Origin of the sequence: Microcoleus sp. Pol12A5 (assembly GCF_036701435.1) — a bacterium.
In the GTDB taxonomy this organism is placed as follows: Bacteria; Cyanobacteriota; Cyanobacteriia; order Cyanobacteriales; family Microcoleaceae; genus Microcoleus.
The window spans coordinates 64,304-89,927 of sequence record NZ_JAUBQU010000008.1; the positions used below are offsets into that span (position 1 = coordinate 64,304).

26 protein-coding genes are annotated in these 25,624 nt (G+C 45.5%); 11 read left to right on the forward strand and 15 right to left on the reverse strand.

The window, feature by feature from the left end:
- Positions 1 to 266: 266 nt before the first annotated feature.
- The 7 genes from QUA45_RS03910 to QUA45_RS03940 form a co-directional block, all read right to left on the reverse strand.
- Positions 267 to 1,916, reverse strand: coding sequence for a hypothetical protein (locus QUA45_RS03910; protein WP_333098153.1), 1,650 nt, complete (start codon positions 1,914 to 1,916; stop codon positions 267 to 269).
- 41 nt (positions 1,917 to 1,957) lie between these two features.
- Positions 1,958 to 2,641 carry a DUF3226 domain-containing protein gene (locus QUA45_RS03915; protein WP_333219575.1) on the reverse strand — a complete coding sequence of 228 codons (684 nt, stop codon included), beginning with the start codon at positions 2,639 to 2,641 and terminating at the stop codon, positions 1,958 to 1,960.
- On the reverse strand, positions 2,641 to 3,759 hold the full coding sequence (locus QUA45_RS03920; protein ID WP_333098149.1) for an ATP-binding protein: 1,119 nt from the start codon (positions 3,757 to 3,759) through the stop codon (positions 2,641 to 2,643). Before QUA45_RS03920 ends, QUA45_RS03915 begins: the two co-directional genes overlap by 1 nt.
- Before the next feature lie 45 nt (positions 3,760 to 3,804).
- Positions 3,805 to 7,626 (reverse strand): cobaltochelatase subunit CobN, encoded by a 3,822-nt coding sequence (cobN, locus tag QUA45_RS03925; RefSeq protein WP_333219577.1) that lies wholly within the window; start codon positions 7,624 to 7,626, stop codon positions 3,805 to 3,807.
- A 191-nt stretch (positions 7,627 to 7,817) separates the two neighbouring features.
- Complete coding sequence (locus tag QUA45_RS03930) at positions 7,818 to 8,678, reverse strand: EamA family transporter (protein WP_333219579.1); 861 nt, start codon at positions 8,676 to 8,678, stop codon at positions 7,818 to 7,820.
- Complete coding sequence (locus QUA45_RS03935) at positions 8,675 to 9,412, reverse strand: ABC transporter ATP-binding protein (protein WP_333219581.1); 738 nt, start codon at positions 9,410 to 9,412, stop codon at positions 8,675 to 8,677. Before QUA45_RS03935 ends, QUA45_RS03930 begins: the two co-directional genes overlap by 4 nt.
- A gap of 166 nt (positions 9,413 to 9,578) precedes the next feature.
- Positions 9,579 to 10,391 (reverse strand): ABC transporter ATP-binding protein, encoded by an 813-nt coding sequence (locus QUA45_RS03940; RefSeq protein WP_333219583.1) that lies wholly within the window; start codon positions 10,389 to 10,391, stop codon positions 9,579 to 9,581.
- Positions 10,392 to 10,460: 69 nt separating this feature from the next.
- On the opposite strand from QUA45_RS03940, the gene QUA45_RS03945 reads away from it, so the two are divergent.
- From QUA45_RS03945 to QUA45_RS03965, 5 genes are all read left to right on the forward strand, one after another.
- Positions 10,461 to 10,685 carry a DUF433 domain-containing protein gene (locus tag QUA45_RS03945; protein WP_333098209.1) on the forward strand — a complete coding sequence of 75 codons (225 nt, stop codon included), beginning with the start codon at positions 10,461 to 10,463 and terminating at the stop codon, positions 10,683 to 10,685.
- A 60-nt stretch (positions 10,686 to 10,745) separates the two neighbouring features.
- Positions 10,746 to 11,036: a DUF5615 family PIN-like protein gene (locus tag QUA45_RS03950; protein WP_333098142.1), complete on the forward strand. Its 291-nt coding sequence runs from the start codon at positions 10,746 to 10,748 to the stop codon at positions 11,034 to 11,036.
- Between the two features lie 13 nt (positions 11,037 to 11,049).
- Positions 11,050 to 11,298, forward strand: a complete 249-nt coding sequence (locus QUA45_RS03955; protein WP_333219585.1) for a type II toxin-antitoxin system MqsA family antitoxin — start codon at positions 11,050 to 11,052, stop codon at positions 11,296 to 11,298.
- Between the two features lie 191 nt (positions 11,299 to 11,489).
- Complete coding sequence (locus QUA45_RS03960; RefSeq protein ID WP_333219587.1) at positions 11,490 to 12,356, forward strand: HEAT repeat domain-containing protein; 867 nt, start codon at positions 11,490 to 11,492, stop codon at positions 12,354 to 12,356.
- Between the two features lie 124 nt (positions 12,357 to 12,480).
- Entirely contained in the window at positions 12,481 to 12,723 is a 243-nt protein-coding gene (locus QUA45_RS03965) for a hypothetical protein (RefSeq protein ID WP_333219589.1), read from the forward strand.
- Between the two features lie 140 nt (positions 12,724 to 12,863).
- On the opposite strand, the gene QUA45_RS03970 is transcribed toward QUA45_RS03965, so the two are convergent.
- Positions 12,864 to 13,334 (reverse strand): abortive infection family protein, encoded by a 471-nt coding sequence (locus tag QUA45_RS03970; RefSeq protein ID WP_333219591.1) that lies wholly within the window; start codon positions 13,332 to 13,334, stop codon positions 12,864 to 12,866.
- Positions 13,335 to 13,894: 560 nt separating this feature from the next.
- Between QUA45_RS03970 and QUA45_RS03975 the strand changes: the two genes are divergently transcribed.
- A complete protein-coding gene (locus tag QUA45_RS03975; protein ID WP_333219593.1) occupies positions 13,895 to 14,668 on the forward strand; it encodes a Uma2 family endonuclease in 774 nt (257 codons plus the stop codon).
- 72 nt (positions 14,669 to 14,740) lie between these two features.
- Entirely contained in the window at positions 14,741 to 16,609 is a 1,869-nt protein-coding gene (locus QUA45_RS03980) for a tetratricopeptide repeat protein (RefSeq protein ID WP_333219594.1), read from the forward strand.
- Between the two features lie 150 nt (positions 16,610 to 16,759).
- On the opposite strand, the gene QUA45_RS03985 is transcribed toward QUA45_RS03980, so the two are convergent.
- Positions 16,760 to 17,395, reverse strand: coding sequence for a L,D-transpeptidase (locus tag QUA45_RS03985; protein ID WP_333098130.1), 636 nt, complete (start codon positions 17,393 to 17,395; stop codon positions 16,760 to 16,762).
- Positions 17,396 to 18,064: 669 nt separating this feature from the next.
- Here QUA45_RS03985 and QUA45_RS03990 point away from each other — a divergent pair.
- Positions 18,065 to 18,565 carry an autotransporter gene (locus QUA45_RS03990; RefSeq protein ID WP_333098129.1) on the forward strand — a complete coding sequence of 167 codons (501 nt, stop codon included), beginning with the start codon at positions 18,065 to 18,067 and terminating at the stop codon, positions 18,563 to 18,565.
- Positions 18,566 to 18,862: 297 nt separating this feature from the next.
- Positions 18,863 to 20,209 carry a sorbosone dehydrogenase family protein gene (locus QUA45_RS03995; protein ID WP_333219596.1) on the forward strand — a complete coding sequence of 449 codons (1,347 nt, stop codon included), beginning with the start codon at positions 18,863 to 18,865 and terminating at the stop codon, positions 20,207 to 20,209.
- 212 nt (positions 20,210 to 20,421) lie between these two features.
- Here QUA45_RS03995 and QUA45_RS04000 read toward each other — a convergent pair whose 3' ends face one another.
- From QUA45_RS04000 to QUA45_RS04015, 4 genes are all read right to left on the reverse strand, one after another.
- On the reverse strand, positions 20,422 to 20,988 hold the full coding sequence (locus QUA45_RS04000; protein ID WP_333098126.1) for a DUF924 family protein: 567 nt from the start codon (positions 20,986 to 20,988) through the stop codon (positions 20,422 to 20,424).
- A 143-nt stretch (positions 20,989 to 21,131) separates the two neighbouring features.
- The gene (locus QUA45_RS04005) at positions 21,132 to 21,488 is read right to left on the reverse strand and encodes a peptidoglycan-binding domain-containing protein (protein WP_333098124.1); all 357 of its coding nucleotides are present in this window, start codon (positions 21,486 to 21,488) and stop codon (positions 21,132 to 21,134) included.
- Positions 21,489 to 21,617: 129 nt separating this feature from the next.
- Positions 21,618 to 22,256, reverse strand: a complete 639-nt coding sequence (locus tag QUA45_RS04010) for a ThiF family adenylyltransferase (RefSeq protein ID WP_333098123.1) — start codon at positions 22,254 to 22,256, stop codon at positions 21,618 to 21,620.
- A gap of 12 nt (positions 22,257 to 22,268) precedes the next feature.
- The gene (locus QUA45_RS04015) at positions 22,269 to 23,096 is read right to left on the reverse strand and encodes a hypothetical protein (protein WP_333098122.1); all 828 of its coding nucleotides are present in this window, start codon (positions 23,094 to 23,096) and stop codon (positions 22,269 to 22,271) included.
- A gap of 153 nt (positions 23,097 to 23,249) precedes the next feature.
- Here QUA45_RS04015 and QUA45_RS04020 point away from each other — a divergent pair, with 153 nt between their 5' ends.
- On the forward strand, positions 23,250 to 23,642 hold the full coding sequence (locus QUA45_RS04020; protein ID WP_333098120.1) for a DUF4189 domain-containing protein: 393 nt from the start codon (positions 23,250 to 23,252) through the stop codon (positions 23,640 to 23,642).
- 143 nt (positions 23,643 to 23,785) lie between these two features.
- Here QUA45_RS04020 and QUA45_RS04025 read toward each other — a convergent pair whose 3' ends face one another.
- Complete coding sequence (locus QUA45_RS04025; RefSeq protein ID WP_333098118.1) at positions 23,786 to 24,127, reverse strand: hypothetical protein; 342 nt, start codon at positions 24,125 to 24,127, stop codon at positions 23,786 to 23,788.
- 436 nt (positions 24,128 to 24,563) lie between these two features.
- On the opposite strand from QUA45_RS04025, the gene QUA45_RS04030 reads away from it, so the two are divergent.
- Complete coding sequence (locus tag QUA45_RS04030) at positions 24,564 to 24,818, forward strand: DUF433 domain-containing protein (protein WP_333098117.1); 255 nt, start codon at positions 24,564 to 24,566, stop codon at positions 24,816 to 24,818.
- A 275-nt stretch (positions 24,819 to 25,093) separates the two neighbouring features.
- Here QUA45_RS04030 and QUA45_RS04035 read toward each other — a convergent pair whose 3' ends face one another.
- The gene (locus QUA45_RS04035; protein WP_333098116.1) at positions 25,094 to 25,552 is read right to left on the reverse strand and encodes a DIP1984 family protein; all 459 of its coding nucleotides are present in this window, start codon (positions 25,550 to 25,552) and stop codon (positions 25,094 to 25,096) included.
- Positions 25,553 to 25,624: the final 72 nt, after the last annotated feature.

Below are 25,624 nucleotides of genomic sequence, written 5' to 3' on the forward strand. Positions count from 1 at the left end.
TTGGATTTTTGATTGTTAGATTTTAAGCTGAGTGAAATATCTTAAAATGTTCGATCGCACAAATTGGTTTTGGACATCAGGTTAGATTTTAAACTATTTTTGAGCATTGCGAGGCAGAGCATGTGGATATGCGTTACCAAGATTGGCCTGGTAAAAAGAAAGCCGGGAATAAGAAATATTATTATGACTGCATTTCCACATCTTCCTTCTTCCTGCCATCCGTTACATCCGTTACATCTTGTACAGTGCTCGTTGCCGAACTTCCTTCACCCGTCACTGCGGCTGGATTTGGGCCGCGGCCAGATAATGCTGGAATCGGCCGCGAGTAGGCGAGAAACTGCGATCGCCCCAAAGCGGTTGAGGTGGCTGGGGTCAAAAAAATAGTCGTTACGGCCCGGCCAGCGCTGCGACAAGTCGCGGAAAGCGAAGCCTTTTTGCCGCGAGAGTTGCTGCATTCGCTGCCGGAACTGCTGTTCTGCCCACAGGCGAGTTCCGTCTAAGTAGTCGTTGGTGAGGGGTAAATTAACGAAAATTAGGGGAATTTTGCGAGCTTTGGTAAATGCTACAACTGAATTAAAGGCTGTTGCTTGTTTGCCTCCGAGGTTGAAGTTTTCGTAGTCGCGATCGTACTGGCCTGAAACGTAAGCGCGTTCTCGATAATAAGTGTTGGGGTTGTAAGTGCCCGATATAGCCATAAATCCGTTAGAGTCGATCGAATCTGCCAATTGGTTGAGTTGTCTGATGGCTACTGTTGTGCGTCGCGAGACTGGAATCAATTGTGCTTTTTGAGTTGCTGCATTCGCTGCGATCGGTTTTAACTCATATTTTGCAGCATTCTCAGCAACGGGCAAGATGCCGGTTCCACTAGACAGGAATTTGATTGTGGGGTGGGTGTCAGCAACGGGCAAGATGCCCGTTCCACTGGACAGGAATTTGAGTGTGGGGTGGGCATCTTGCCCGCCCCTGAAAGGTCGATCGACAGATGCCAATGCTTTGCGGAAAGTGTTGTTAGCGCAGGGCTGCGGGAATCTATAACACAGCGGAATCTCGTTGGGTTCATCCGACGGCAGTTCGGGGCGAATGCCTGCTGCTAAAAGTTGGCTGCCTTCAGAATCGACGATCGAATTAAAAGTGCGATCGTCCCGGCCGCTGTTAAATCCGCGCACACCATCCGCCCAGACAATCATTTGAGGCAAATGACCCGGCTTCAAAAGTCGCCGCAGTTGAAAGTCAACTACTTGTGCAGTTGCGCCGTTGACTGAAAAGTTAAATACTTTTAAGCCCGGACGGCCCCTTTGGGCCAAAGATTGTTTTAGCTGTTTGGGATCGACGCCCTGCAATGCCCGGGAACTGCCGACAATCAAAACATCTGGCGGGCCGACCGCAGCAACGTAGGAGAGGTAAAGTTCTAGTTGTTCGTTTAGCAAATCGCTGCTGAAGCTGACTGTACTGGCTTGGGATCTGGTTGTGCCCGCTTGCTGCTGGGAATACACCAGATTTCTCATGTACTCGATTACTTTTTTCTCCGCAAACGCCCGTCTGGGACTGCCTGGGGGAACCGCTTGCATCCAAGCGACGGCCTGCACCCACAGGGCGGCTACTTCGTCCCAGTCTTGTTTTGAATTGGCTGATTGAGCCAAATTAGAAGCTTGGGTGGCAAAGTTAACTGCCTCCGTGAAGCCATCGTTTTGGGGGCATGAAGCAGCGCTGACGGATTTTTTGGATTTGTTGGGGTTTCGGGCTAACAGAGACGTTGGGGACTGGGCTAGGACTGCCGATTCGATCGAACTCGATGGCGCTGCGGTGTTGGGCGGCTTGGTAGACGAACATCCCAAAGTAAAGGCTAGCAAGGCAGTTGCGGCGCAGGTACGTTTTAAGATGCTGGTGCTGATGCTAGCAATGTAGCGGCGAATCATAAAGCTTTCAGCGATCGCGAAATATTACTAGATATTACTAATTATCCGGGGGATGGAGCAATTAGCTCAAACAGATGTTTTAACCATTCAATAAAAATTAAGGCGATGGGGCAATCGCAGCTAAGCACCTGCGCTGTTATTGCTTGTCCCATCGGCATTGCAGGCGTTTTTTGCCATGCCAGCCAAGTGTGGATTAGCGCTTTGGGATGATGAATTAAAGTGTAGCGGTTAAGTCGGGCTTGTTCGAGCTCTTGTAAAATTGCTTCGGCTTTCGGACGCAGCGTGTCGCCAGGGGGGATGAGATAGGCGACAAAATCTTCTAACATTCCAGAAAGTTGATTGTCTGGCATCAACCAAACTCCGACGCGAGGCAAGTATGGATCTGAAGGTGTGCAAACCCAGCCTTCGGGAGGGGGAGATTGGGGGATATCTCGATAGCCGATCGAACTCAGTTTATCTTTAAGAGATTGCCACCGCGCACTTAAATTGCGATCGGCATCAACCACAATTCCCAACGTGCGTAAATTCTCTGCTTTCAATCTTTCTGGCAAGCCATTTAGCAGCGCTTCAATTCCTTCTGTACCGTCTTCTTGCGGTACTTCGACGGAAAATGTTTGTGGCAGTTGATATTGCTGGCACAAAGCCCAGATTACGTGCCGATCATTCTTACCTTCTACCAATAACTGTTGAGGTTTTGGTTGAGGAGGTTTTCGTGCTGTTGGCATCAGCGCACCTCGATACTTTGGCGCACTGCAACGGACAATTCATCGGGAGTGTATTCAACTGCACGAATATCCTCGCCACGCCGGCTCAAGCGAAATAATTTCCCAACAGAACTATCTTCTGACTGTTCTAAGGCTTCTTGAAATGCGGCTATACAATCCCAACTGTGGGTAGTTGCAAAGACTTGAAGGTTCAATCGCTGTGCTGTTTCAAATATCAATCGCCACATATCAGTTTGGGTTTGATAGTAAAGACCTGTATCAATTTCATCAACCAACAAAAACCCATTTTCTGATGAGACTGCTACCATTGCTATACTAAGAATTCGTTGCATACCATCTCCCATACTGCCTAGAGGAATTGGGTGATTCTGTCCTCTCATTTTAATCAAAATACCACTGTTATTAGTGGGATTACTGGTAAAACTAATACGTTCTACATCTGGTTCTAAGATTTGCATTGCTGCTACTACGCTTTCTTCTTTTGGTGTCAGTGTAATAGCATCCCAAAGCCCAGCCATTTTGTTAAAAGTTATTGCCGTAGTTTTGATTAAATTATAATTATCTTTGCTGGCTCCAACCAGCGACAAAGAGTTATCATGTATCTCTGTTGATTGAACCGAAAGTAAACTACTAATATTAGCAATAGTCGCATCGCGCAGCACTGAAATTTTGACTCGGGAATTTTGATTGTAGTAAGCAATTAATTCCCATGCTAAAAATCTTGTTTCTAGTTCTTCAGCTACCGGAATTACCTCTTGTTGGTTTGTAGGGTTTGCTTGGATTTTGAGTGAGAGTTGTTCTTCTTTCTGGGATTGAATGTAAATACTTCGATCTGGGGTTAGTTGATGTCCGTAAAAAATATGTTCAAATTGATACTTGCTGCGGTTTACTGCTTGACCCGATGCAAGTTGAGTTTTTATGTTACTCATTTCGCCACGACCATTTAGTACATCAAACAAAGCTTGAATACTCTGTTGTTGGACTAATAAATAAATGGCTTCCAAAAAAGTAGTTTTACCACTATTATTCTGACCGACTATCAGATTAACCCTAGCTAGATCGTCGATATGAAAATCTCTAAAACAGCGATAATTTTGGATGGTGAGATCGCGCAACATGGATTCCTCTCATATTAACTATATTCTATCATTTCTCCGTTCACACTAAAAACCAGTATGGGATTCGATGACTGCTTCGACTTGCAGGGCGATCGACCTCAATTTATCCAATGTATCCTGCTTCGCACTCTGCCACAACCCCCGCTGGCGGGCTTCTAGCAATCTTTCCGCCATATCTCGCAGTGCCCAAGGATTGTTTTCTTGAATAAATGCCTGCACTTTCTCATCAAAAATGTAAGCCTCTGCGATTCCTTCATACATAAAATCCTCTACACAATTTGCCGTAGCATCGTAAGCAAACAAAAAATCAACAGTTGCTGCAATTTCAAAAGCACCTTTGTAACCGTGTCGCATCGCACCTTCTATCCATTTGGGATTCACAGCCCTACTGCGATAAACCCGCGCAATTTCTTCCCGCAGTTGCCGCACTTTCGGATTCTCAGGAATCGAGTTGTCTCCGAAATAGGTTGCAGGATTTTTGCCTTGCAAATTGCGGATTGCGGCCGTCATTCCGCCTTGAAATTGATAATAATCGTCGGAGTCGAGGATGTCGTGTTCGCGGTTGTCTTGGTTTTGCAGAACTATTTGCATTTGGCCGAGGCGTTTTTCAAATGCTTCGGGTGCAGAACACCCCCATTCACTCTGTTTAACTCCTGCTACATCTCCCGGCAAATTTGAGGAACTAGAGGAGGTATAGGCGTAACTGCTCCAATTAATGTAAGCTTTTGCTAAATCGCTGTCGTCTGTCCAGTTTTGAGCTTCAATTATGCCTTGAAGTCCTGCGCCGTAAGCACCCGGTTTTGAGCCAAACACTCGAAATTGCGATCGCCCTTGCGCCTCTTCCTGACTCAAACCTGTAGATTCCCAATACTGAATCTCTGCTTGAACTTGTGCTGCTAAAGGATTATTTTCTGCAGATTCGTCTAAATCTGCCACAGCTTTTACCGCACTGTCAAACAAATCAATTAAATTAAAAAAAGCATCGCGGAAAAAGCCAGAAATTCGCAAAGTAACATCAACGCGCGGCCGCCCCAAAACAGAAACTGGCAAGATTTCAAAATCTACCACCCGGCGCGAAGGGCCATCCCAAACTGGTTGAACTCCTATCAGCGCCAAGGCTTCGGCGATGTCGTCTCCCCCCGTCCGCATGGTGGATGTTCCCCACACTGACAAACCCAAAGTTTTCGGATATTCCCCGTTTTCTTGGGTGTATCTTTCGATTAAAGTTTCAGCAGCAACTCTGCCAACTCTCCAGGCGGTTTCTGTGGGAATGGCGCGGATATCTACTGAGTAAAAATTGCGACCTGTGGGCAATACATCGGGTCTGCCACGAGTGGGTGCGCCGGATGCACCGCTTGGTATGTGCCGCCCATCTAGTCCGCGCAAAAGGTTGGTAATTTCTTGGTCTGTTTGGAGAAGGGAAGGTAAAAGATAGTTATTTATCCAGTCTAATTCTAGTTGGGTTGCTTCTCCTGTTTGGGGATTTGTAACCGCAGATAAACGCGGATTAACGCGGATATTTTCGATTAAATTATCTACTAATCCAGCGGCTTTTTCTTCGAGTTCTGCTGTTAAATCGCCTGCTGTGCGGTGCTGAATTATCGACATTGGATCGCAGGTTAAGGGGTCGAAATCGTAGCCTGAATCTTCTGCTAGGGCGCGGGTTAAGCCCGATCGCCCGTTGGTGGGATGGCGGGCGATCGCAATTATCAAATCTCTCAACTGTCTACCTTCGGGACACTGCCCGAAAATGTGCAATCCGTCGCGAATTTGGGATTCCTTGAGTTCGCAAAGATAGCCGTCTGTGCGGGTGATGAATTCTGTAAATTCAGATTTATTTAGTTGTATTCCTAACTCTCGATCCAAGTTTTCTTTGTTTGTGAGGGCGAGAATGCGATCGCGAATCATGGGCAATCTGGACGGATCTAAACTTTGGGCTTCGCAATATTCGTCGATTAAGGTTTCTAACTGCTGCAAAGGCCCGTAGAGTTCGGCGCGAGTCATCGGCGGTGTCAGGTGGTCGATAATCACGGCTTGCGATCGTCTTTTTGCTTGGGAACCTTCCCCGGGATCGTTGACAATGAAGGGATAAAAGTTCGGCATCGCGCCTAATGCTACTTCTGGATAACATTTGTTAGACAATGCTATACTTTTACCGGGCAGCCATTCTAAATTGCCGTGTTTTCCCGCATGAATTATAGCGTCAATTCCAAACTTTTCTCGCAGCCAGTAATAGTAAGCTAGATAATTGTGAGTGGGTTCTAAGTCTGGGGCGTGATAATTTAATGCGGGGTCAAGTTCGTATCCCCGCGATGGTTGAATTCCTACAAATACATTACCGAACTGAATCCCCGGAATCGGAAAAGACGTATTGTTACTTATAAAATCTTGTGCATAGCTTCCCGGACGCCCCCATCTTTTACAAATCCCATCTTGCACTTGCTGCGGCAAACTAGCAAAATATTCTTCATATTCTGCCAAATCTAAAGATTGATGAACAGGCCGCAATTCGCGTCCTTCCGGGTCATTTGTCACGCCGGAAGTCAGGAGTTCAATTAACTCGTTGCCGCTAGCGGGGATGTTTTCAATTTGATAGCCAGCTTGCTGCATAGCTTTGAGGATTTCGACACAGCTAGCGGGCGTATCTAAGCCGACGCCGTTGGCTAAGCGGGCGTTGCGAGTGGGGTAATTTGCCAGAATTATAGCGATGCGTCTGTTGGCGGCTGGGGTTTGTTTCATCTTCACCCAATTCGCGGTTAAATCTGCTACAAATGAAATGCGATCGCCCGCTGCTACATAGCCTACTACATCTGTTTCTAATTCGCTGTTCCAAGTCTGTACCGCTTTAAAAGAAACAGCCCTAGTAATGATTTTTCCGTCTACTTCCGGCAATGCTACATTCATCGCCACATCGCGGGGCGAAAGTCCCTGAAGTTCTGTTTCCCACTGTTCCAAACCGCCACCGCTGAAGATTGCTTGCAATACTGGAACGTCTAAGGATTTTAAACTATTTTGTTCCGGTTTTTGACTGCTAAAACCTGACACTGCAAAACTTGTGGAGTTGAGCAATAATTGAATGGGTTCTGATTTTTTTGGCTGGAAATATTCCAGCAATTCTATTTGCAAATCCGGTTCCCGCAGAGAAGACACAAAGACGGGAACTGGTAGTAAGTTTCGCTCTGATAGAGCTTGACAAAGTGCATCAATTGGTGCTAAGTTTCCTGATAAATAATGAGCACGATAAAATAAAATTCCTACTTTAGGTTTAGAATTAATGTCCCCGTGTCCGCAAGTTGGGGACGAGTCAATTGGCTTTTTCCAATCATAAATTCCGACGCGGGAAACTGTTTTAGGTAGGGGCGGATTATAAGCAGTTTTCAGGCAAGTATCGGCGGCAAACTTGAGTGCGTTAACAAAGTTTTGAACTCCGCCTTCTGTGAAATAGCGCCAAAGTTGATTGACTGCTGATAGCGATACATTTGAATGGCTGATTAAATCTGGATCTGGACTGTCTTCTCCCGGCATTACAATCAGTGCTGCGTTAGTTTTGTCCACAGTTTCTCGCAGAATTTCTAACCCGTAAGACCAATAAGAACGCCCTCCTAACAGTCTTAAGATTATGACCTCGGCGCGTTCTAAAACTTCCTCGGCATAAGTATCAATTGTTAGTTGTTGCTGCAATTGAAGCAGGTTGACTGCGCGCACTTTGGGGAATGCTGCGGGCATTTTGGATGCCACCGCTGCGAGAGTTTGAATGTCCGTGTCAGCAGCACTAATAAATACTATTGGTGCTGGGGTTTGCTGAATAAAAATTACTCCTTCTGCTTGAGGGTTCCAACCTCCGGGTGTGGCTGCTATTTTGTGCATTAATTTTTTTTATGTTAATAAATAGTGAGAGAAAGTGCGATCGCCTTGAGTATAACATGACTTATACATCAATAGAAGCGAGGACGTGTTTCCCAACCCGGACATTCCCCCCAACCGAGAGAGGGCGGGCACGGGGGCACCGCCCCTAGATTCAGGGGGAGAATGAGCGTCTGAGTCCCGGAAATCTCAACCTATAAACTGATAAATAAAACTCCCAAAATCATTATTCCCGCCCCTAATAATCTTTCTTGAATATCTTTTTCCTTAAAAATGAAATGACCGAACAATACACCCATTAACAGGCTAGTACGCTTAATCGCGATCACTCGCACTACGAAAGTTAATGTCAAAGCTTGCATTTGAAAAATTATTCCAGTAGCATTGATAAACCCCATAGCAGCTAGCATTGGTAATTGTTTGAGAATTTGTCGCCCTGGATTTGGGGTTTTGTGCAATAAAACTGGTAGTAGCAAGACACTCATTGTACTAAACAAAGAGAATACCCAAAAAATAGGGTAGGAATTTGTAACTCCTATTTTGTCAAAATTTGCGGCAATACTCCATAGAAATGCGACGATTAACATCAATTTTGGCCCTGGTTCATGCAGAAGTGCTTTGAATGGAGCTAAATATCCTTTAGATTTCTCTTTGATATTTAATAAATAAGAGCCTGCTACGATTAGTAAAATGCCAATATAATCAAAAAGTGTGGGATATTCACCGACAATTAACGGTGAAGTTACCAACATGAATAATGGTGTCAAAGCTAGCAGCGGTAGTGTCAGGGATAAATCAGATACTTTGATGGCTTTGATGTAGAGGAGGGCTGTGACAGCGTTGATGCTACCTCCGATTAATAGGGCGAGCCAAAATTGAGAGTTTAATGGCGGAATTCCTGTATATAATACCCAGGGAAGCAAACAGATGACTGAAAAAAATGAGAGAGACCAAGCGACGACATATTCGTCACTTTTTTTGAGGTTTTGTTTGCCAAAAACGTCTTTGACGGCTTCAAAGAAAGCGGTCAAGATTCCAAAAATTAACCAAGTCAACCTAAATATGCGCTCCTGACTCGCTCGTCGTTTAGCAAATCCGCTCCAATACCTGTGAGGGTAATATTACCAGCTTCTAGTACGTAACCCCGATCGGCAATTTGCAGTGCTAAACTGGCGTTTTGTTCGACTAAGAGGATTGTAACGCCTGTGGAGCGGAGGTTTTGAATAATGGCAAAAATTTCTTTGACGATCGCAGGTGCTAACCCTAAACTAGGCTCGTCTAATAATAGCAGCTTCGGGCGACTCATCAGAGCGCGAGCGATCGCCAACATTTGCTGTTCCCCGCCGCTGAGGGTTCCTGCTAGCTGGCGGCGCCTTTCTGCTAGGCGCGGAAATATCTCAAATTGGCGCTCTAAATCGGCTTTTACTGCTGCCGAGTCCGATCGAATATAGGCCCCCAATTCCAAGTTAGTCAACACCGTTTGCTGCGCCAAAACCCGCCGCCCTTCTGGACTGTGGGCGATTCCCAACTTCACAACTTCGTGAGCTTGGCGGCGGCTAATATCGCGCCCGCTATAAAGAATTTGTCCTTGCCGCAAATTAACTATTTTAGAAATCGCTCTCAGGGTGGTACTTTTGCCCGCACCGTTAGCACCGATGAGACTGACAACCTCGCCTGCATTAATCGTGAGATTAATATTTTGTATGGCTTGAATTACCCCATAACTTACAGAAACATTTTTGAGTTCTAAGAGGATGTTTTGGGTTGTTTTGGGTGGGCTATGTTGCATTTTTTGTGCCTTGATTTTTGATGACCAAACTGTCTCTTTTCCATTCCTCCAGGGGTTGCAACCTGGCTCCTAGCTGAATTCCTCTTAAGAGGGCTGGAAGATTCATTTAAGGCTAACTATTAATTTTACTCGTTCCCCGCCAGAGCCGGGGAAACATTTACAATTTCTACGTTTCATCTCCCAAATAAGCCTCAATTACCGCCGGGTCATTCCTGACAACAGCAGGTTCTCCCAAAGCAATAAGCTGACCGAAATGCAAGACGGCAATTCGATCGCACAACCCCATAACTAGCGGTACATGATGCTCGATCAATATTACAGTTAAATTGAATTGTTGGCGTACTGCTCGGATAAATTCGCTTAATTTGTGCTTTTCACTGGGATTCATCCCTGCTGCAGGTTCATCTAACAAGAGTATTTGCGGTTCTAAGGCTAAAGCGCGGGCAATTTCTAAGCGCCTCTGGTCGCCGTAGGCCAAGTTTTTGGCTTGTTCGCCCGCGCGATCGCCCAATCCGACTAAATCCAACAATTCTAAAGCTTTTCGGTGGGTTTTGCGTTCCATTGCGTTAGATGCTGGCAAGCCTAAAATCCCCGCCAGCACCGATAAAACTGGATTTCCCGATCGACTGTGGATGTGTCGCGCGATCGCCACATTTTCCACAGCAGAAAGTTCCCCAAATAAACGGATATTTTGAAAAGTTCTGGCAATACCTTTATTAGCAATTTGATAAGGCTTCAATTGGGAAATATTTTCATTTTGATAAATCAGGTTGCCGCTAGAAGCAGGTATCAGTCCAGTCATTAGATTAAATAGAGTTGTCTTGCCCGCGCCGTTAGGGCCGATTAATCCAAAAATTTCGTGTTTTTCAACTGTAAAAGATACGTTGTTTACAGCAATTAAACCACCAAAACGACGAGTTAATCCTTGGGCTGCTAAAACCGGATTGCTGGTTGAGAGGGTAAGGGGTTCGGAAATCATCCAATATGATAAAATAATGATTATCTAATTATGCCTCAAATTATGGATGCTCAAAAACTCTTAGAATGAATCACAGTAAATCCCAAAATATTTAACGGAAAACCCATTATTCGGGGTCGCCGTCTTGCAGTTGAGCATATTTTAGGAATGTTAGCGGCAGGCGACACTCCTGAAACGATTCTAGAAGGCTATCTCTGGCTAGAAAGAGAAGATATTCAGGCTTGTCTAGTTTATGCTCACCGACTGGTTAGTCACGAGCGTATCGAACCTCTCTTGGCCGCAGTTGGCCAATGAACATTCTTTTGGATATTTGTGTTTGGGTCGGCTCCCGCCAACAACTCGAAATCGCGGGACATGATGCAATATGGACGGGAGATTGACCCGAAGATCCGGGCGACGAAGAGATTCTTTCTCGTGCATATAATGATGGATGGTCGTATTCTAGTAACCTTAGACAAAGATTTTGGCGAACTTGCAATAGTCCGAGGCGTACCTCACTGCGGGATTATCCGTTTAGTTAATCTAGCGGCGAGACAGCAAGCAGAAGTTTGCTTGCAGGCGATCGCACTTCACGGACAAGAACTCCAGTCAGGTGCTATTATCACTGCGGAATTAGGTCGATTGAGAATCCGAAATCCGGGATAGTGAGGATAGACCCATGCGAGAAATTCGATGTAATACCTGCGGTAGCAACCGCTATGAGGAACGTAGAATCAATTACCTTTACAGCCATCAAGGTAAATACTTGCTAGTTCCTAACACGCCAGTAGAGATTTGTGTTGATTGTGGCATGATTTATTATGATGCAGCAGTTCTCAAAGAAATTAAGCGCCGTTTCTTTGCGATTCACCAGCAGAATGAAATGCCGGATTCGTATATTCAAATTCCCAGCAAGAGTTACACGTAAAGAAGGATTTTTCAAGGAAAGAACCAGAATCTTCTTAAAGTGGCGCTTTTTAAGCAGTATTTAGGGCGATCGATTTCACCACAGACAAGAACAAATTTAGATCGCCCGGAATCCTGAAACAGTTTGATGAGAATGTATACACAATTATTCAAATGGCTGAGACGGCTCATCAAATACAAGGATTCTGGCCCATGACGAAGCACTACCGACAAAGATTAGTTGCCGTAATTGCCCTCTCGTTTCTATCTTTCACATCGCCTTTGCTGTTGACTGGCAATGCTGCGGCTGGAATTAAGGACGAACCTACAGCTAATCCCAAACAGATTGCCTTCCTCACCGAGAAGTTAAATATTAACGATGAAACGGCACTTGATGCAGCTATTAAGCTGTTACGAAAAATAGGTGAACCAGCCATCCCTGATTTGATGGAAGCTTTGCAGGATCAGAATTTGTCAGTCGGCCAGAGTGCTGCTGAGGTTCTAAGACAAATTGCTCTTCCTGCTATTCCTGCCTTTGTCAAAACCTTGAAAGACTCAGATTTGTCGGTTGGTGCAGAAGCTAAAATTGCTGTGCCGCAGCTAATTCTGTTGCTGAAAGACTCCGATGCAACTGTGCGTAGCCGTGCAGACTATGCTTTGGGAAGGATGGGTGCAGAAGCTAAAACTGCTGTGCCGCAGCTAATTCTGTTGCTGAAAGACTCCGATGCAACTGTGCGTAGCCGTGCAGCCAATGCTTTGGGAAGGATGGGTGCAGAAGCTAAAACTGTTGTGCCGCAGCTAATTCTGTTGTTGAAAGACTCCGATGCAAAGGTGCGTAGCCGTGCAGACTATGCTTTGGCAAGAATGCGTGCAGAAGCTAAAACTGCACTGCCACAGCTAATTTTCCTGCTTCAAGACTCCGATGCAACTGTGCGTAGTAGTGCAGTCAATGCTTTGGGAAGTTTCGGTGCAGAAGCTAAAACTGCACTGCCACAGCTAATTGTCTTGCTCAAAGACTCCAATTCAAATGTGCGTAGTAGTACAGCCTCTGCTTTGAATAAAATCCGTGCAAAAGCTTAAACTGCACTGCCGCAGCTAATTGTCTTGCTCAAAGACTCCAATCTAAATGTGAGTAGTAGTGCAGCCTCTGCTTTGAATAAAATCCGTGCAAAGGCTTAAACTGTACTGCCGCAGCTAGTGGCTGTTGACAAGGTGGAATTTCGAGTTAAATACTGACAGAATCGGCGCTGATTATAGCAATATGTACATTAGCCAACCCGACCCGGATCTTTACAAACAAATCCATGTGTTTGACAAACAATGTCAGGCTTTTACTTTCGTGAGGTCGGGAGTGGAGGGCGATCGAGCTTGGTGTTATTTCAAGAATGGTGTGCCGTCGCCAACTACCAGAGAAGACCGGAATTCTAGTATTAGACCGAGGTGGTAACAGAAAGAGGGAAACGAAATGTTTTTAACGTTTCCCTTTGCAAGGTCAGCATTTCAACGGTCTAAAGTTCTGGTTGAGTGACTGCAACTAGCCTTTGTAATCTTACCAGTCGCTTTCCCCAGTCCGTTCCAATCGCCTTGTTAGGTCGCTTTCGACAATCTTTCCTCCCAAGTTGCGACCAAAAAAGCTGCCATTGAACCCGCCAAGTTGACAGCAAGTGCAGCGTATCGAAGAGAAGGTTTAATAGCTTGTTTCCCTTTACCATGAGCATCAATAAGCTTATTACGTAAACTACCAAGTCCTGAAATCACACTCTGGCAACCACCAAGAATTTGTTTAAAAACCTCTTCTTGATGTTGTTGAGGAGCCAGATTAAGTTGCTTAGCAGTTTCATAATAGAGTTTAGGCAAATCATCTTTCTCACTATGAGAAATGCCTGCTTCATCCAAAATGTGTTTACAAACCGATTCGATTAATGTACGCGCCATAGTAATCGCTGCTTCTGGATCGTGATTTCGGCGTTCAAGAGCTTTTTGCCAAGCAATATGAACCTGTTCTGTATCGAAATTGATAAGAATGGCGGAAATATCATCATCTGCTGGTTGAGCCACAAGAATATTTTGCTCTAGAGACGCAATCAATGAACCAAATTCTTCCCATATAAATATCCTTCGTTCTTAGTAGGTACCGAACTTTGCTTTAATAAAACCCCAGAATTTTGAGAGTTCGTCGCAATTTCTAACAAATTGAGGAAGGCGCTCTCTGAGTGCGCTATCTCTCAATAACTCTAAACGGAGTTTACTGTATTCCCGCTCACTGGGATCGCCACCTGTCGCACGAGCAATAAATATCTCTTGGAGTTGCCGTACTTTATCTAAGCGTGTCATCATCGTTTCTAAAAGCTGAATTATAACCTCAACATTCTAACCTTTACTAACTCACATTGTCCAATTAACTATCAAGCTTAAGATCGTATAGCTTTATTTTCATCTTTTTTGTGATGCCTCACTAACTACAACTATTAAATATGGTGTTCCCCAGGATCGCCATTTAGCGAAGATTCCCGGTGCCAAAAATACTGAAATTATGCCGCAAGAAATAACATCGCGCTATAATATTACAATTGCCGTACCGCTTCAATCTCCTCAAGCCGTCTCGCCTGGGTAATCTTATGACGATGTACGTACCGGATTCGCAGCCTTCGCAAACAAAAGTCCTCCCTACGATGTATGATTTACCCAGTCAAGACCCGGAGGAACCCGGTTTGCCTGACGAATTCCACGAGTTTCAACCCGAACTGCTGCGTCTAACCTGCCGCCCCGCAAATCATCCGCCAGAACAAATATTTATAGCTACAGACCTCAATCTCTACTACGATTCTAACCATTTCAATTGGTACAAAAGACCTGATTGGTTTGTCGTCTTGGGGGTTCCGAGATTCTATCGAGGTGACGAATTGCGCCTCAGCTACGTGATTTGGCAAGAAAATGTCAGTCCTCTGGTAGTAGTGGAATTGGTGTCACCAGGAACTGAAGATGAGGATTTAGGAATTACAGAAGGAGCACGAAATAAACCCCCTACTAAGTGGCGAGTTTACGAACAGATTTTGCAGATTCCTTACTACTGTGTTTTCAGTCGGTACAACAATCAACTGAGAGTATTTCGCTTGATTGGCAATCGTTACCGCGAACAAGTTTTAACCGAACCCAGATTCTGGATACCGGAATTAGAATTAGGTATAGGTTTGTGGGAAGGTTGTTATCAAGGTTGTTCGAGGTGGTGGCTGCGTTGGTACGATGTCAGTGGAAATTGGGTTCTGACTTCCGAGGAGTTTGAAAGGCAGCGAGCAGAATTAGAAAGTCAGCGGGCAGAATCAGAAAGTCAGCGAGCAAATCGATTAGCCGATCGCCTCAGAGCAATGGGCATTAATCCAGAGGAGCTGTAAAATTAAATAGCATCATGAAATGGTGCAAGCTGCAAGCGCTGTCCATAAAAATTTATTAACTAAAAATAACTTATGCCAGACTCTACCTCACTGCGCGATCGCTACCTAGCCCTAATCGACAAAATTGTCGAAATCACCCTCAAAGGTCAAATTCGCTCCAAAGAACAAGTTTATCAAATGCTGGTGCAAGACATTAGTACCGGTACGGGCGAAATCTTTGAACGCTGTTTCGGTGAACGCCTTGATGCCACCGAAAATCAACTCAGAAATGAAAAAGACGAAATCAAACAAGCAAAGGCAAATCGCACCCTCCGAGCTCTCAAAACCATCCAAGGAGAATGGGAACGCTGGCAGAAAGATAACCGCGTCGATCGCGCAATTGCATCCTCAATCCAACAAATCGTTACTGCCGAATCTAACGCTCGCCTCCTGGCATTATTGCAAGTAATCGATCCGAATAAAGAACATCCGCTGACTCTTGCTCAATTGCAGCAATTGGCAAAATCTCTGCACCAACAAATGCTGCAAACTGCCAATCCCGAAACCGAACAAGATTTGCAGCAAATCACCGCCGGCATCGCCAAAGGTTTAGAATCTTGGCAGCGTTTGGAACCGGAACTTGTGGGCTGGATTTATCAGCCGCAGCAGCTAGGATTTGCCGGTAGTCCCGAACAAAATGGGCCTTGGGCTTTTTGGGCAAAAAAAGTTAATAGTCCCTTTCCCCAGGCTCTGTTGAATACTATTGCGCTTGGTGAATCTGTAGTTCAATTCGCGGCAAAAGAATCGAATTTAGATTTAAGAATATTGGTGGAATTGGCGATTATTTTGCAGTGCTTGCAGCGGGCGTTGGCGACATGGTTTGACAAGCAAGTTTACGATTCCAAAGTGTCAACAAAAGCTTCAATTTCTACTTACATTACTTTTGCGGTAATTTGGAGTCAGCTAGCTAGTGGGTTTAATAATTCTACCAAGAGCGGCGAGCAGTTGGCAAATGCTTGTTTTCAAGTAACTTTGCAAATTTTGCGGGCTTTTTCTCAGCGGGAATACTTTCCCCTTTACGGGGGAATTTTTGCTTCGTTTGATGGTAAAGCCCTGCGACATACTTTGGATTATTTAGACGAACCGCTGCGGCGAGTTGAAGGCACTCAGGCAAAAGCTCGGATTCTGACGCTTTTGGGTTATTCGATGCAGGCGGCTGGGGCCTACGAGCGATCGCTCTTGCTGCACAAGCAAGCGCTGGAAATTGCCCGTACTGAAGGAGACAAAGCTTGCGAAGTGGCCAATCTCAATCACATCAGCCGCAACTATGTTGCTCAAAAAAATTATCAGGAAGCGATTAATTACAGCCAGCGGGCTTTAATTATGGCACGACAAGCGGGAGAGCGACAAGGCGAGGCAAATGCTCTGGCTAATTTGGGTTACAGCGAAGTGTTTCAAGCGCGGCAGTTGGAGGAGGTGGAACCGGAGGTTTACGAGAGTGCGATCGGTTATTTGGAACAAGGTTTGTTGCTATCGGAAAAATTGGGCGATCGCCAAAGTCAAGCTTTTTGTTCCAGCAGTCTCGGTATTGCTAAAATTGCCCTAGAAAATGCTGAAGCTGCGATCGAATATTTGCTCAAAGGTTGGCAAGCGGCTCAATTCTCAGGGGATTTATATTTGCAAGGTCTGAATTTGGCTTACTTGGCTCAAGCTTATTACAGAATCAACTCACTAGAAAAAGCGATATTTGCGGGCAGTTTGGGGATGTATACTTTGGAGCAAATTGGTGCGATGGAGTGGCGTCAATCGGCTGGTTTGTTGACAATTTTGCAGGGTCAAATGGGGGCGGAATCTTTTAAACAATCTTTGGCGAAAAGTCGAGCGAATATCATTCCGGCGATCGGTGTTGACGGCTACGATTACATCCCGGAGTTGCTGGAAAAATATCAGCAATCTATCTAATATCAAAATCGCTCGGCGGTTGAAACCGCTACTATACAAACGAAGTCCGCCTACGCGGACTAAGAAATTCTTCAGTCCGCGCAGGCGGACTTTGTATGTGTAGCCGCGATTTCAATCGCCGGGAATTGATGTTTTTATAGTTGCTAATAATTAATGCTCAACTATCACCGGTGTGCCAACTGCGACTTTCTCAAATAAAGCCTGTGCGTCTTTATCAAACATCCTGACGCAGCCGTGAGAAGCCGCCCCCCCGATCGACTCTGGATTCGGAGTACCGTGAAAACCAATCACATTCTTGCCATCCGTCCAAAACCCCATCCACCTACTCCCTAATGGATTGTCTGGCCCAGCAGGAATAAGTTCTCCTGTCCAAGGATTTTGCCAAACTGGATCTTTGATCATTTGAATAACTTTAAAATTGCCTGTAGGAGTTTCCCACCCGCCTTTTCCCACAGCAACTGGGAAACTGGTTTGCACCTTATTTTGTCGGTAAACATAGACGCGGCGTTCTCGCAATTTCAGGACTAAACGCACTTCCTCAATAGGATTTACTGCAGGCTTTGGTTCCTGGGGAATATAACGAAATGGTTCTCCCAAGGGCGGCAGTTCTGGGGTTCCGAGATTCGGCAATTTTGTCTCGGATGTGGGCCGCTGCACTGCGATCGCACTCTTACTTGAATTAGCCACCACTTCGGCAGTCGCCTGCTGCTGTAGGCCGACCGACAGCGCGGCGGCACTCAAGCTCAGTACAATTAACTTGTTAAACAAAAATTTGCTCTTCACCATTGTTTTGTTCGCTAAACTCCTCACCAGCATTTCCTACAAAGTTCCTATCTAATTATCCGCCAACTGCACCCGATGAGAAAAATTTTGAGATGGCTTTTTGAGGGGAACTGCGCTGCACAGTTTTTAGTTAAAATTCCACAACTGATAGCTTGTAACTCAACACAAAGCTTAGGCAATAATACTAAAACCACAATGTTTTTATAAGCTGCTCAGTGGAGTTACGCAATAGAATGTCGTGAGAAAACCCGGTTTATGCGTAAATATTGCCACAAAATGATTAAATTTTACCTCCGACTAATTTGATTTTTTAGCCATGACCGACTGGCGATCGAGTATTCAAACTATGGCGCTACTGTATCCGGCAAGCACAATCTGTCTTTGGGTAGAGTCCCCGCCAGCAACAGTTAGGTTGGCGGAAAAAACTGCTAAGGTCGATCGAATAAACTCAATATATCACGGCAACACTCTAGAGAACCAAACCGCTGAACTTGTTGTAAATCGGGAACTTATGATGTAAAATTTAGTCTTTCAATACTTGTTCGATAATCTTTTTTTGAGATTGTCATAAATTTCCTACTCTGGGGATTAAACTGGATTAGGTATAGAGGTTGGGACTTTCGCGCTGCGGAAGCAAACCCGACCCTGAATAGCAGTTAATGTGAGGTTTCAATGCGTCTTCAGAAGATCAAATTATTGACAGGTGCAACACTGTCGGTGCTAATTTCGGCGGTCTCAGTACATCCTGCGATGGCTAACCCTGCAACTCAAATAGCCCAAACGCAAACCACCACTACAGCAAACACTAGAACCATTGTCGGTTTTGTCAAAAGTATTGTCGGCGACGTAGTAACTATTCGCGAAGAAAGCGCGCCGTACAGGACTCTCAGGATTCAAAGATGCGTCCTGAGAATTATTGGCCTAGTACCGGGAATGAAAGTCAGAGCCACAGTCGCCGGATCTCAGATACAAAATATCGCGGTGATCCCCGATTATAAGGTGGTAGCCACAACGGTTGCTCGTCCCGCAACCCCAGCACCGGCACCGCGTCCGGCCCCAGAACCGCCACCGCGTCCGGCTCCTCGTCCGGCCCCGGCTCCGGCTCCGATTCCGGCTCCCCGTCCAATTCCGGCTCCGGCTCCCCGTCCGGCTCCTGTGAGAGGACTTTGGTAGAGCTAGGTTATACGGTTTAGATTTTCGATTGAAGATTGGCAATGACAATCAAGCAATTCGATCCGGGACTATTGGATTCATTCGTGGGGTCGCTTTCTTCAATTTAAAATCTAAAATCTAAAATCTAAAATCCATTGACTGATAAAGCTCAAGGTTTGGATCGCAGGTCTACAGTTGTATTCTTTTTTGCAACTGGTATCATTAAATGGAATTAAGCCACCGCGCAGGCGGTGGCTTAGCTGTTTAATACCAGTTAGAATAATAGAATTGTCCAGCAATTGTTTAGAAATCGCTGCTATGTATTACCTGCGTTTCTTGCTGCTAATTCTGCTGTTGCCGGTGATTGCGTGCGATCGAGCTACAGATGCGAGCGCCCCTGCTGTGGGCGACAACGGCCCCCTGTCGCAAATTCCCTCCCGTGCACCGCTGGTAAATGTTGGGACAAATCAAATTGTACCGACCAAACCGCTGTCGCCGCAGCCAATCCGCATTGTTGCAACTTCTTTGCCGCAGCCAGGAGCCAGCGATAGCGCCTCAAAACCTCCTCAAGTAATACCGATTCCCGCATCGCCAGTGCTGCGCGTGCCTCCTGGCTTTGTCGTTAACGTTTTTGCTGACAATTTAGACGCTCCCCGATGGCTGGCTTTGACGCCGACAGGCGATGTTTTGGTAACAGAAACGCGACAGAATCGGATTACGCTGTTGCGGGATACCAACCGCGACGGCGTTGCTGAGGTTCGCAAAACTTTTGCAAGTGCCCAAAACGGGTTAAATATTCCCTTTGGTATGGCTTTTGCCGATCGCTATTTTTTCATCGGGAATACCGATGAAGTCCGCCGATTTCCCTACACAAAAGGGCAGGAACAATTGACAGGTAGCGGTCAAAAAATTGCAGATTTACCGGGCGGCGGCTACAACCAACACTGGACGCGAAATGTTGTCGTTTCCCCCGACAACAGCAAGCTTTTCGTATCAGTTGGCTCGCAGTCTAATGCCGATGTCGAACCGCTGCCGAGGGCATCTGTTCAAGTGATGAATTTGGACGGTCAGAACAAGCAAATTTTTGCTTCCGGTTTGCGAAATCCAGTGGGATTGGATTTTCACCCAAAAACCAATCAACTCTACACAACAGTCAACGAACGCGACGGTTTGGGAGATGATTTGGTGCCGGATTACTTGACAAGAATTCGTCAAGGCGAGTTTTACGGGTGGCCTTACGCTTATTTTAAGCCGAATTTGCTCGACCCGCGCCACGCCAGAAACGGCAATAGCGATCGACCTGATTTAGCGGCTAAAACATTAATGCCAGACGTGCTGTTTCAGGCGCATTCGGCGGCTTTGGGGCTTCAGTTTTACGACGGCAAAACGTTTCCCAAAAGATTCATGAACGGGGCATTTGTGGCGTTTCGCGGCAGTTGGAATCGCAACGCAGGAACTGGTTATAAAATCGTGTTTGTACCTTTTAATGCAGCGAACGGACGCCCTCAAGGTTATTATGAGGATTTTCTGACTGGTTTTCTCACAGATCCGTCGGGTCCGAAAACTTGGGGACGGCCTGTTGGTTTGCTGGTTTTACCTGACGGGAGTTTGCTGTTTACTGAGGAAGCGAACAACCGGATTTATCGGGTGCAGTATCGCGGCTGAGGATGGGGCGATGAATAAATTATTCACCAGCGTCTACTTTTTGTTGAATTAACAATGTATCTTCTTTTATAATTTCACTATTCAATTTTGATAGTCCCTGGGTTGGGGCGGGTTTTGTAGAGAGATTGTCTCCTGTTGGTTGTGATTGCCAGCTAAAACCGCCTCTACAAGCCTCGAATATATCAGAACGATCGAGATTTTGCGATCGCGCTTTAAAATCCCGAACCAGGTTGTTTGAGAAATTCCGCTTCTTGGGGGGTTGTTTCGCGGCCTAGAATTTGATTTCGGTGAGGAAATCTCCCAAAACGCTCGATTATTTCCAAATGCTGCAACGCATATTCAATGAGTGAATCGCTGTCAGGTTCGCCGCTGAGTTGGCTAAATAGTTCCACAGATTTTTGCTGGTTTTCTAAGCTTTCGCTGTGTTGAAAAGGCAGATAAATAAACAATTTTTGTACAGTCAGCAATTCGCGATCGAAGTTATGATTAATAGCGTATTCGGCGGTGGCTAAAGCTTTGCTGTCTGTGGCGAATGCTTGGGGCGTTCCGCGAAACATATTGCGCGGAAATTGATCGAGCAGTATAATTAATGCTAGGCAATTTTCGGGGGAATTTTGCCATGAGTCAAGTTGACCGGAGGCGGCTAGTTCGTATTTTGGCAGAAAGCGGGCTCGCACTTCTGCATCAAAATCCGCATTTTTTTCAAACCATTTCTTGTGGACTTTGCCCAATTCAGGAGAGTGCGATCGACCAAACCAAAAATCTAAAACTTCATTCATTACCACTCTAGTTTGCGATTGATTCTTGAGGGCAGTTTCTGTGTATGTAGTTGCACAAAATTCGAGCTCTGCACAACTACAAACCACAGCGATTAATGATTAGGAATAATGACTTAAGAACCTTTGTTGTGCGGTGCTTAAATTTAGGAACTAGCAAACAGTCTGTCCCAAGTTTTGCCTCCCACAACTCCGTCTACAGGAATATCCGCTTGTCGCTGAAATCTTTTCACTGCATTTTCGGTTGTCGGACCGAAAACGCCATCAATTACGATCGGGTGTGGGGACAAGCCCCGCGCGTTCAACAACTTTTGCAGTTTCTTCACATCGTGCCCTTTCGAGCCGCATTTTAAAATCCTTTTATGGTGTCTCACTGCTGGTCGATGGCAATCATCAGTGTAGCAAACTGCGGAGCCCGCTGCATAGTTTGCTCTACTTGTGCCCGTCAAAACTAATAGGGCGAGAATTGCTAGTAAATAATAAAAAGTCTGTGATCCGGCCATACTTTCCCTGTTAATTTTTCAAGCGTTTTTTGCAAGTTGGACGATTGTTTGAGGGTGAGAAACCGGGTTTATAGGATGGGGGCATCCAATCTTGATTGACCAGGTTTCTGGCAACAGTCAACCGACATTCTACAATATAAGTGGCTTTACTGCAAAATCTCCAATCGTGCAAGTTAAATTTTGTTGCTCTTTGGTAGCAGCAAAGGTAACAATTACTTCGCAGGCAACTGCAACCGTCAGCACTACCAAGTTTCTCGCCAGCGGGTAATCGCAAACGTCATCATTCGCCGCTGAAGGAACCCGATAGTGTTGGTTCCAAATTATTTCCGAGTAATCTGCAGCTAATCCGACGTGTACGCATGGAAGGGAGGCACTCGCACAGTAATCCTTGACTGCTTGCCGCCCGATACTGTTATCAAAAGTATCGATGACTGTGGCGCTGTTGGCCAGCAGCCGATCGGCATTTGCGGGCGTCAATTCTTTTGAGTGCGCGTCAATGCTGACTCCCAAAGCGCGGTAGATGTTGTTGGCGAGAATTTTGGCTTTGAATGCGCCGATGTCCGATCGATAATAGGGTTGAGTGGAAAGGTTGCGTTCCTCGATGCGATCGCGGTCGATGACTTTTAACTGACAAAAGCCCGATCGCGCCAGACTTTCTGTAATATTCGCACCCAAAGCGCCCGCGCCGCACACCGTTACCGGAAAATTTTCGATCTGCGACATCACTGCGGCACTTCTGTAAAGTTGTTCGTGAAAAAATATGCTCATGGTAATCAAGAATTAGCGATTTTCGACGACTCCAACCAATGAATGCAAGTCGAAGTCTTTGTCCAATCCGCTGAGACAAATGCCCGCACTCATAACTGTCAAGTCAGTTTTGGCGATCGCAGAAGTGTGGTGTTCTCCCGTTCCGCTAGTCCATTCAACCAGCCAATAATTTTCGCGATCGCAAAAATCCCGCAATTCACCGCCGCCCATTTTTAGCGCCTGCTGCAAGCGCTTTTCTTCCCGCACTTTCGGATCGAAATCTTTAATATTTCGGGACACCAATTCGTAAACAGTTCGCATTTCCGGCGTCATCCCTTTAAAGCGAACTTCTTGAGGCAAAATCAACTTTTTTAAAGCTGTTTTCAACTTCTCAGACTGCAGCGGATCGGCGCGCCTGTCAATTTCTTCAAACCACAAACAATGACCGTCCCACCGCGCAACAATCGGCTCAAACTGCGAACCTTCTGTTACTAAATGAACTGGTACGGGTTTCGCAACACCCGTGCGCTGTTTAGCATCCGATTCGTTAACAGGATAAGCCAGCCACGTTTGCCCTTGCAGCAGGCAAGCCAAGTGCAAGCGAACGGGGAGGAGGAGTTGCAAATACTCTGCCACTTGCGCCAAACTCGGCTCCTCAATTACCGCAGCAATTTTCTCATTTACTGGCCCAAAAATAGCCCATCCTTCAAAGTTGCGTGGCTGCGGTTGAAAAGTATAAACCATTGAGCTAACCCTTGTCCGCACGCTCCCCCCGGGCACGCAAGGAGCCAGGAATTGGGTATCGAGTAGCTTCCCTTCTTGGGTAGCGAGTTGGCTGAGGATTTTGCGGATATCTGCCACTGAATTGACCTCCGTTATCTTACTTTTTGTTACCTAAGACACTTTAAATTTAAGAAAATCTAAAGATTACTCAACACTATTGACAGAAATTAATCTCCTAATCTAATATTGAGCGAACCTCGCAACTTAACCTTGTAAATATCTTAAGTAAATATGCTGCAAAAGCTTTTTTCTAAGTGGGTTGTAGTCACAGCTTTGACACTTCCTCTTTTTGGCTCAGTCCAGGTAGCTAAAGCTCAAGATACCTATGGAGCTACTGCTTATTCTCCGACTTCTGACGCCACTGGTATTAGTTGGGATCATGCGACAGAGAAAGAAGCACTAAACGCAGCAGTAGCCGTCTGCAATGAACAAAGCGGAGGTGCGAACGACTGCGAACCCCTGACATCTAATAGTAATAATTGTGGAGCGATCGCAGTAGGCAAAGGAGGAGCCGGTGCGGGCTGGGGCGACGATAAAGCAGCAGCAGAAGCTCAAGCTCTCGCCGGTTGCAGCGAACTAGAGGGTGGCAGTTGTAAAGTGCAGCTTTCAGCTTGCAACAACTAATTAAACTGCTAAAAATCGGTGGAACAGGTGTATATGTGGGCTGCTCAAACAGCTTAAAAAATAGTAAACGTATGGTGTGCACTGCACACCATACCAAATACAACTCAGCTAAAATTAGGGTACGCAATGCAAACCCTACGCAGTTAATCTCCTACTTCGGAAGTAACTGCATCTGGTGGCAGCAAACTTTCTAATCTATCTTTAGACCAATATTCAGTAGGGTAAGCGAGTGCAATAATATCAGAGAGTCGAATCAGCCACGTAACTTGTCCGTAAGCATCGATATGTTCCGCCTGTTCGTTAGGGGGAACTATCACCAAAAGTTCCAAAAACTCCCCGAACAAATTAATCGGGATGCCGCCGAAACTGCTATTATTTGTTTTAATCCAAACTTTGCTGCCTCGATCGAGAGCTTCTTGCAGTCGCTGGCAGAGCAAACTGGATGTTTTGACCTGGGATTTTTTGGCTTTCGACTTTTTTCCCATAGTTTTAAGAAGTTAAAGTAGTTGTATTGTGGGTTGCACAGTCCGTTAGACAGTGGGTTTAGATTTAGTGCGATCCTCTTCGTTGGCGTAGCCCCCGTAGGGGCGGGCAACGCTTACGCAGTTTGGTATTGAAACGGACAAAAGGAAAAAGGGCGATCGCCCCGTCGCTACCCCATTACTCTAGTCTATAAGAAAGTGCTGTACTGCGATCGTAATAACAATTTAATCGCAAAATCGGGAAATGACACCCGCTCAAAAAAAATGCCACTGTCACCAAACTCCAAACCCTGGTTGGCATCAGTGATTCCCAATCTAAAATCTAAAATGGTATTACCTGCCGTATCATGTTACACAATCAGTCAACGATATCCGTGTTTCTACTGTACCCAAATGCAGTATAATCGGCGGAATCTTCCCAAATCGTTTAAGTAAAACAATGGACTGGCGAAAGCTCATTCATCCAAACTCGAAAGCTTCAACAAGTCAACCAGCAGCGCCAGAAACTCGATTGTCTGTAGAATTTTTGCTGGGGCTCTTTGCTGCGGGATGGACTCAACAGCAGGTGTTAGAGAAATATCCTGCACTCAGTGCGGAAAAGTTGCGCGCTGCTTTGGCTGGTGCGGATTCAAAATTAGTGTCATCCATCGCTAATCCAGAATTACAAGAAATTATCGAGCAAATTAGAGAATAATTTAAAATAGGGAAAACGCTTTCGGTTGAGGATGAAAAAAATCGAAATTTTAACAGCTTCACAGCCTTATGGAATTCCAGATACCTTTTGCAATTGAGCAAGAAACCCCTAACCCACCCTCACCAATATCAATAGACCTGCACGCGGTAGTAACTTTAACAATGCCCTGTACGCTTGTAACAATACTGGGCTTAATTTGTGAGATTTTAGCATGACCCCTCATGCCAGCAGTTGGGGGGTTGTGCTCGCTTCTATTGCATTGGCTACCAACTTGCTCAATCGATAAGTTCAGTATTCCAGTTTGCTTGCTGTATTTTAGTATCTAACTCCCGATACTGTCTAGACATTCGATCCATTAGCGTTTGCACTTCACCAATGTTGATCGTACTGAAAAATTTGACTTCCGATCGACTATAGCGGTCTTGCCTAACAGCGCTTTCGTCAACTAAAGACTTGTAGATGCCACGCTTAAGCGCGAGAGCATCTCTTTTGGCTAAAGCATCCGATAAACTAACTCCATCTTCCAGAGTTGTCAGCGAATTAGTCTTGTTAATTTTCTTAATTAAGTCTTCGAGTTCTTGCACCCCTCCATCTACTTCGCTAATGAGTGCTTGGGGATTTTCTGGAGGTTCTTCTCCTTCCTGTATTTTAGCACTTATTGTCAATCTGTCTCGCAGTTGTTCCATTCTTTTTTGACAGTCAGCTCTTAAAATTAAAGCTTCCGCTAGTTTCATAGTGTCTTGTCCTTCAGATCGGTGCAAATTTTGGCTATATAATAAGTAAGGTGTGCAGTGCACACCCTACAT

What these genes read in the sequence shown, in the direction of transcription:
- QUA45_RS03910 (WP_333098153.1), bottom strand. Translation starts at nt 1,916, where the DNA reads ATGATTCGCCGCTACATTGCTAGCATCAGCACCAGCATCTTAAAACGT.
- QUA45_RS03915 (WP_333219575.1), bottom strand. Translation starts at nt 2,641, where the DNA reads ATGCCAACAGCACGAAAACCTCCTCAACCAAAACCTCAACAGTTATTG.
- QUA45_RS03920 (WP_333098149.1), bottom strand. Translation starts at nt 3,759, where the DNA reads ATGTTGCGCGATCTCACCATCCAAAATTATCGCTGTTTTAGAGATTTT.
- cobN (WP_333219577.1), bottom strand. Translation starts at nt 7,626, where the DNA reads ATGCACAAAATAGCAGCCACACCCGGAGGTTGGAACCCTCAAGCAGAA.
- QUA45_RS03935 (WP_333219581.1), bottom strand. Translation starts at nt 9,412, where the DNA reads ATGCAACATAGCCCACCCAAAACAACCCAAAACATCCTCTTAGAACTC.
- QUA45_RS03940 (WP_333219583.1), bottom strand. Translation starts at nt 10,391, where the DNA reads ATGATTTCCGAACCCCTTACCCTCTCAACCAGCAATCCGGTTTTAGCA.
- QUA45_RS03950 (WP_333098142.1), top strand. Translation starts at nt 10,746, where the DNA reads ATGATGCAATATGGACGGGAGATTGACCCGAAGATCCGGGCGACGAAG.
- QUA45_RS03955 (WP_333219585.1), top strand. Translation starts at nt 11,050, where the DNA reads ATGCGAGAAATTCGATGTAATACCTGCGGTAGCAACCGCTATGAGGAA.
- QUA45_RS03960 (WP_333219587.1), top strand. Translation starts at nt 11,490, where the DNA reads ATGACGAAGCACTACCGACAAAGATTAGTTGCCGTAATTGCCCTCTCG.
- QUA45_RS03975 (WP_333219593.1), top strand. Translation starts at nt 13,895, where the DNA reads ATGACGATGTACGTACCGGATTCGCAGCCTTCGCAAACAAAAGTCCTC.
- QUA45_RS03980 (WP_333219594.1), top strand. Translation starts at nt 14,741, where the DNA reads ATGCCAGACTCTACCTCACTGCGCGATCGCTACCTAGCCCTAATCGAC.
- QUA45_RS03985 (WP_333098130.1), bottom strand. Translation starts at nt 17,395, where the DNA reads ATGGTGAAGAGCAAATTTTTGTTTAACAAGTTAATTGTACTGAGCTTG.
- QUA45_RS03990 (WP_333098129.1), top strand. Translation starts at nt 18,065, where the DNA reads ATGCGTCTTCAGAAGATCAAATTATTGACAGGTGCAACACTGTCGGTG.
- QUA45_RS03995 (WP_333219596.1), top strand. Translation starts at nt 18,863, where the DNA reads ATGTATTACCTGCGTTTCTTGCTGCTAATTCTGCTGTTGCCGGTGATT.
- QUA45_RS04000 (WP_333098126.1), bottom strand. Translation starts at nt 20,988, where the DNA reads ATGAATGAAGTTTTAGATTTTTGGTTTGGTCGATCGCACTCTCCTGAA.
- QUA45_RS04005 (WP_333098124.1), bottom strand. Translation starts at nt 21,488, where the DNA reads ATGGCCGGATCACAGACTTTTTATTATTTACTAGCAATTCTCGCCCTA.
- QUA45_RS04010 (WP_333098123.1), bottom strand. Translation starts at nt 22,256, where the DNA reads ATGAGCATATTTTTTCACGAACAACTTTACAGAAGTGCCGCAGTGATG.
- QUA45_RS04020 (WP_333098120.1), top strand. Translation starts at nt 23,250, where the DNA reads ATGCTGCAAAAGCTTTTTTCTAAGTGGGTTGTAGTCACAGCTTTGACA.
- QUA45_RS04025 (WP_333098118.1), bottom strand. Translation starts at nt 24,127, where the DNA reads ATGGGAAAAAAGTCGAAAGCCAAAAAATCCCAGGTCAAAACATCCAGT.
- QUA45_RS04030 (WP_333098117.1), top strand. Translation starts at nt 24,564, where the DNA reads ATGGACTGGCGAAAGCTCATTCATCCAAACTCGAAAGCTTCAACAAGT.
- QUA45_RS04035 (WP_333098116.1), bottom strand. Translation starts at nt 25,552, where the DNA reads ATGAAACTAGCGGAAGCTTTAATTTTAAGAGCTGACTGTCAAAAAAGA.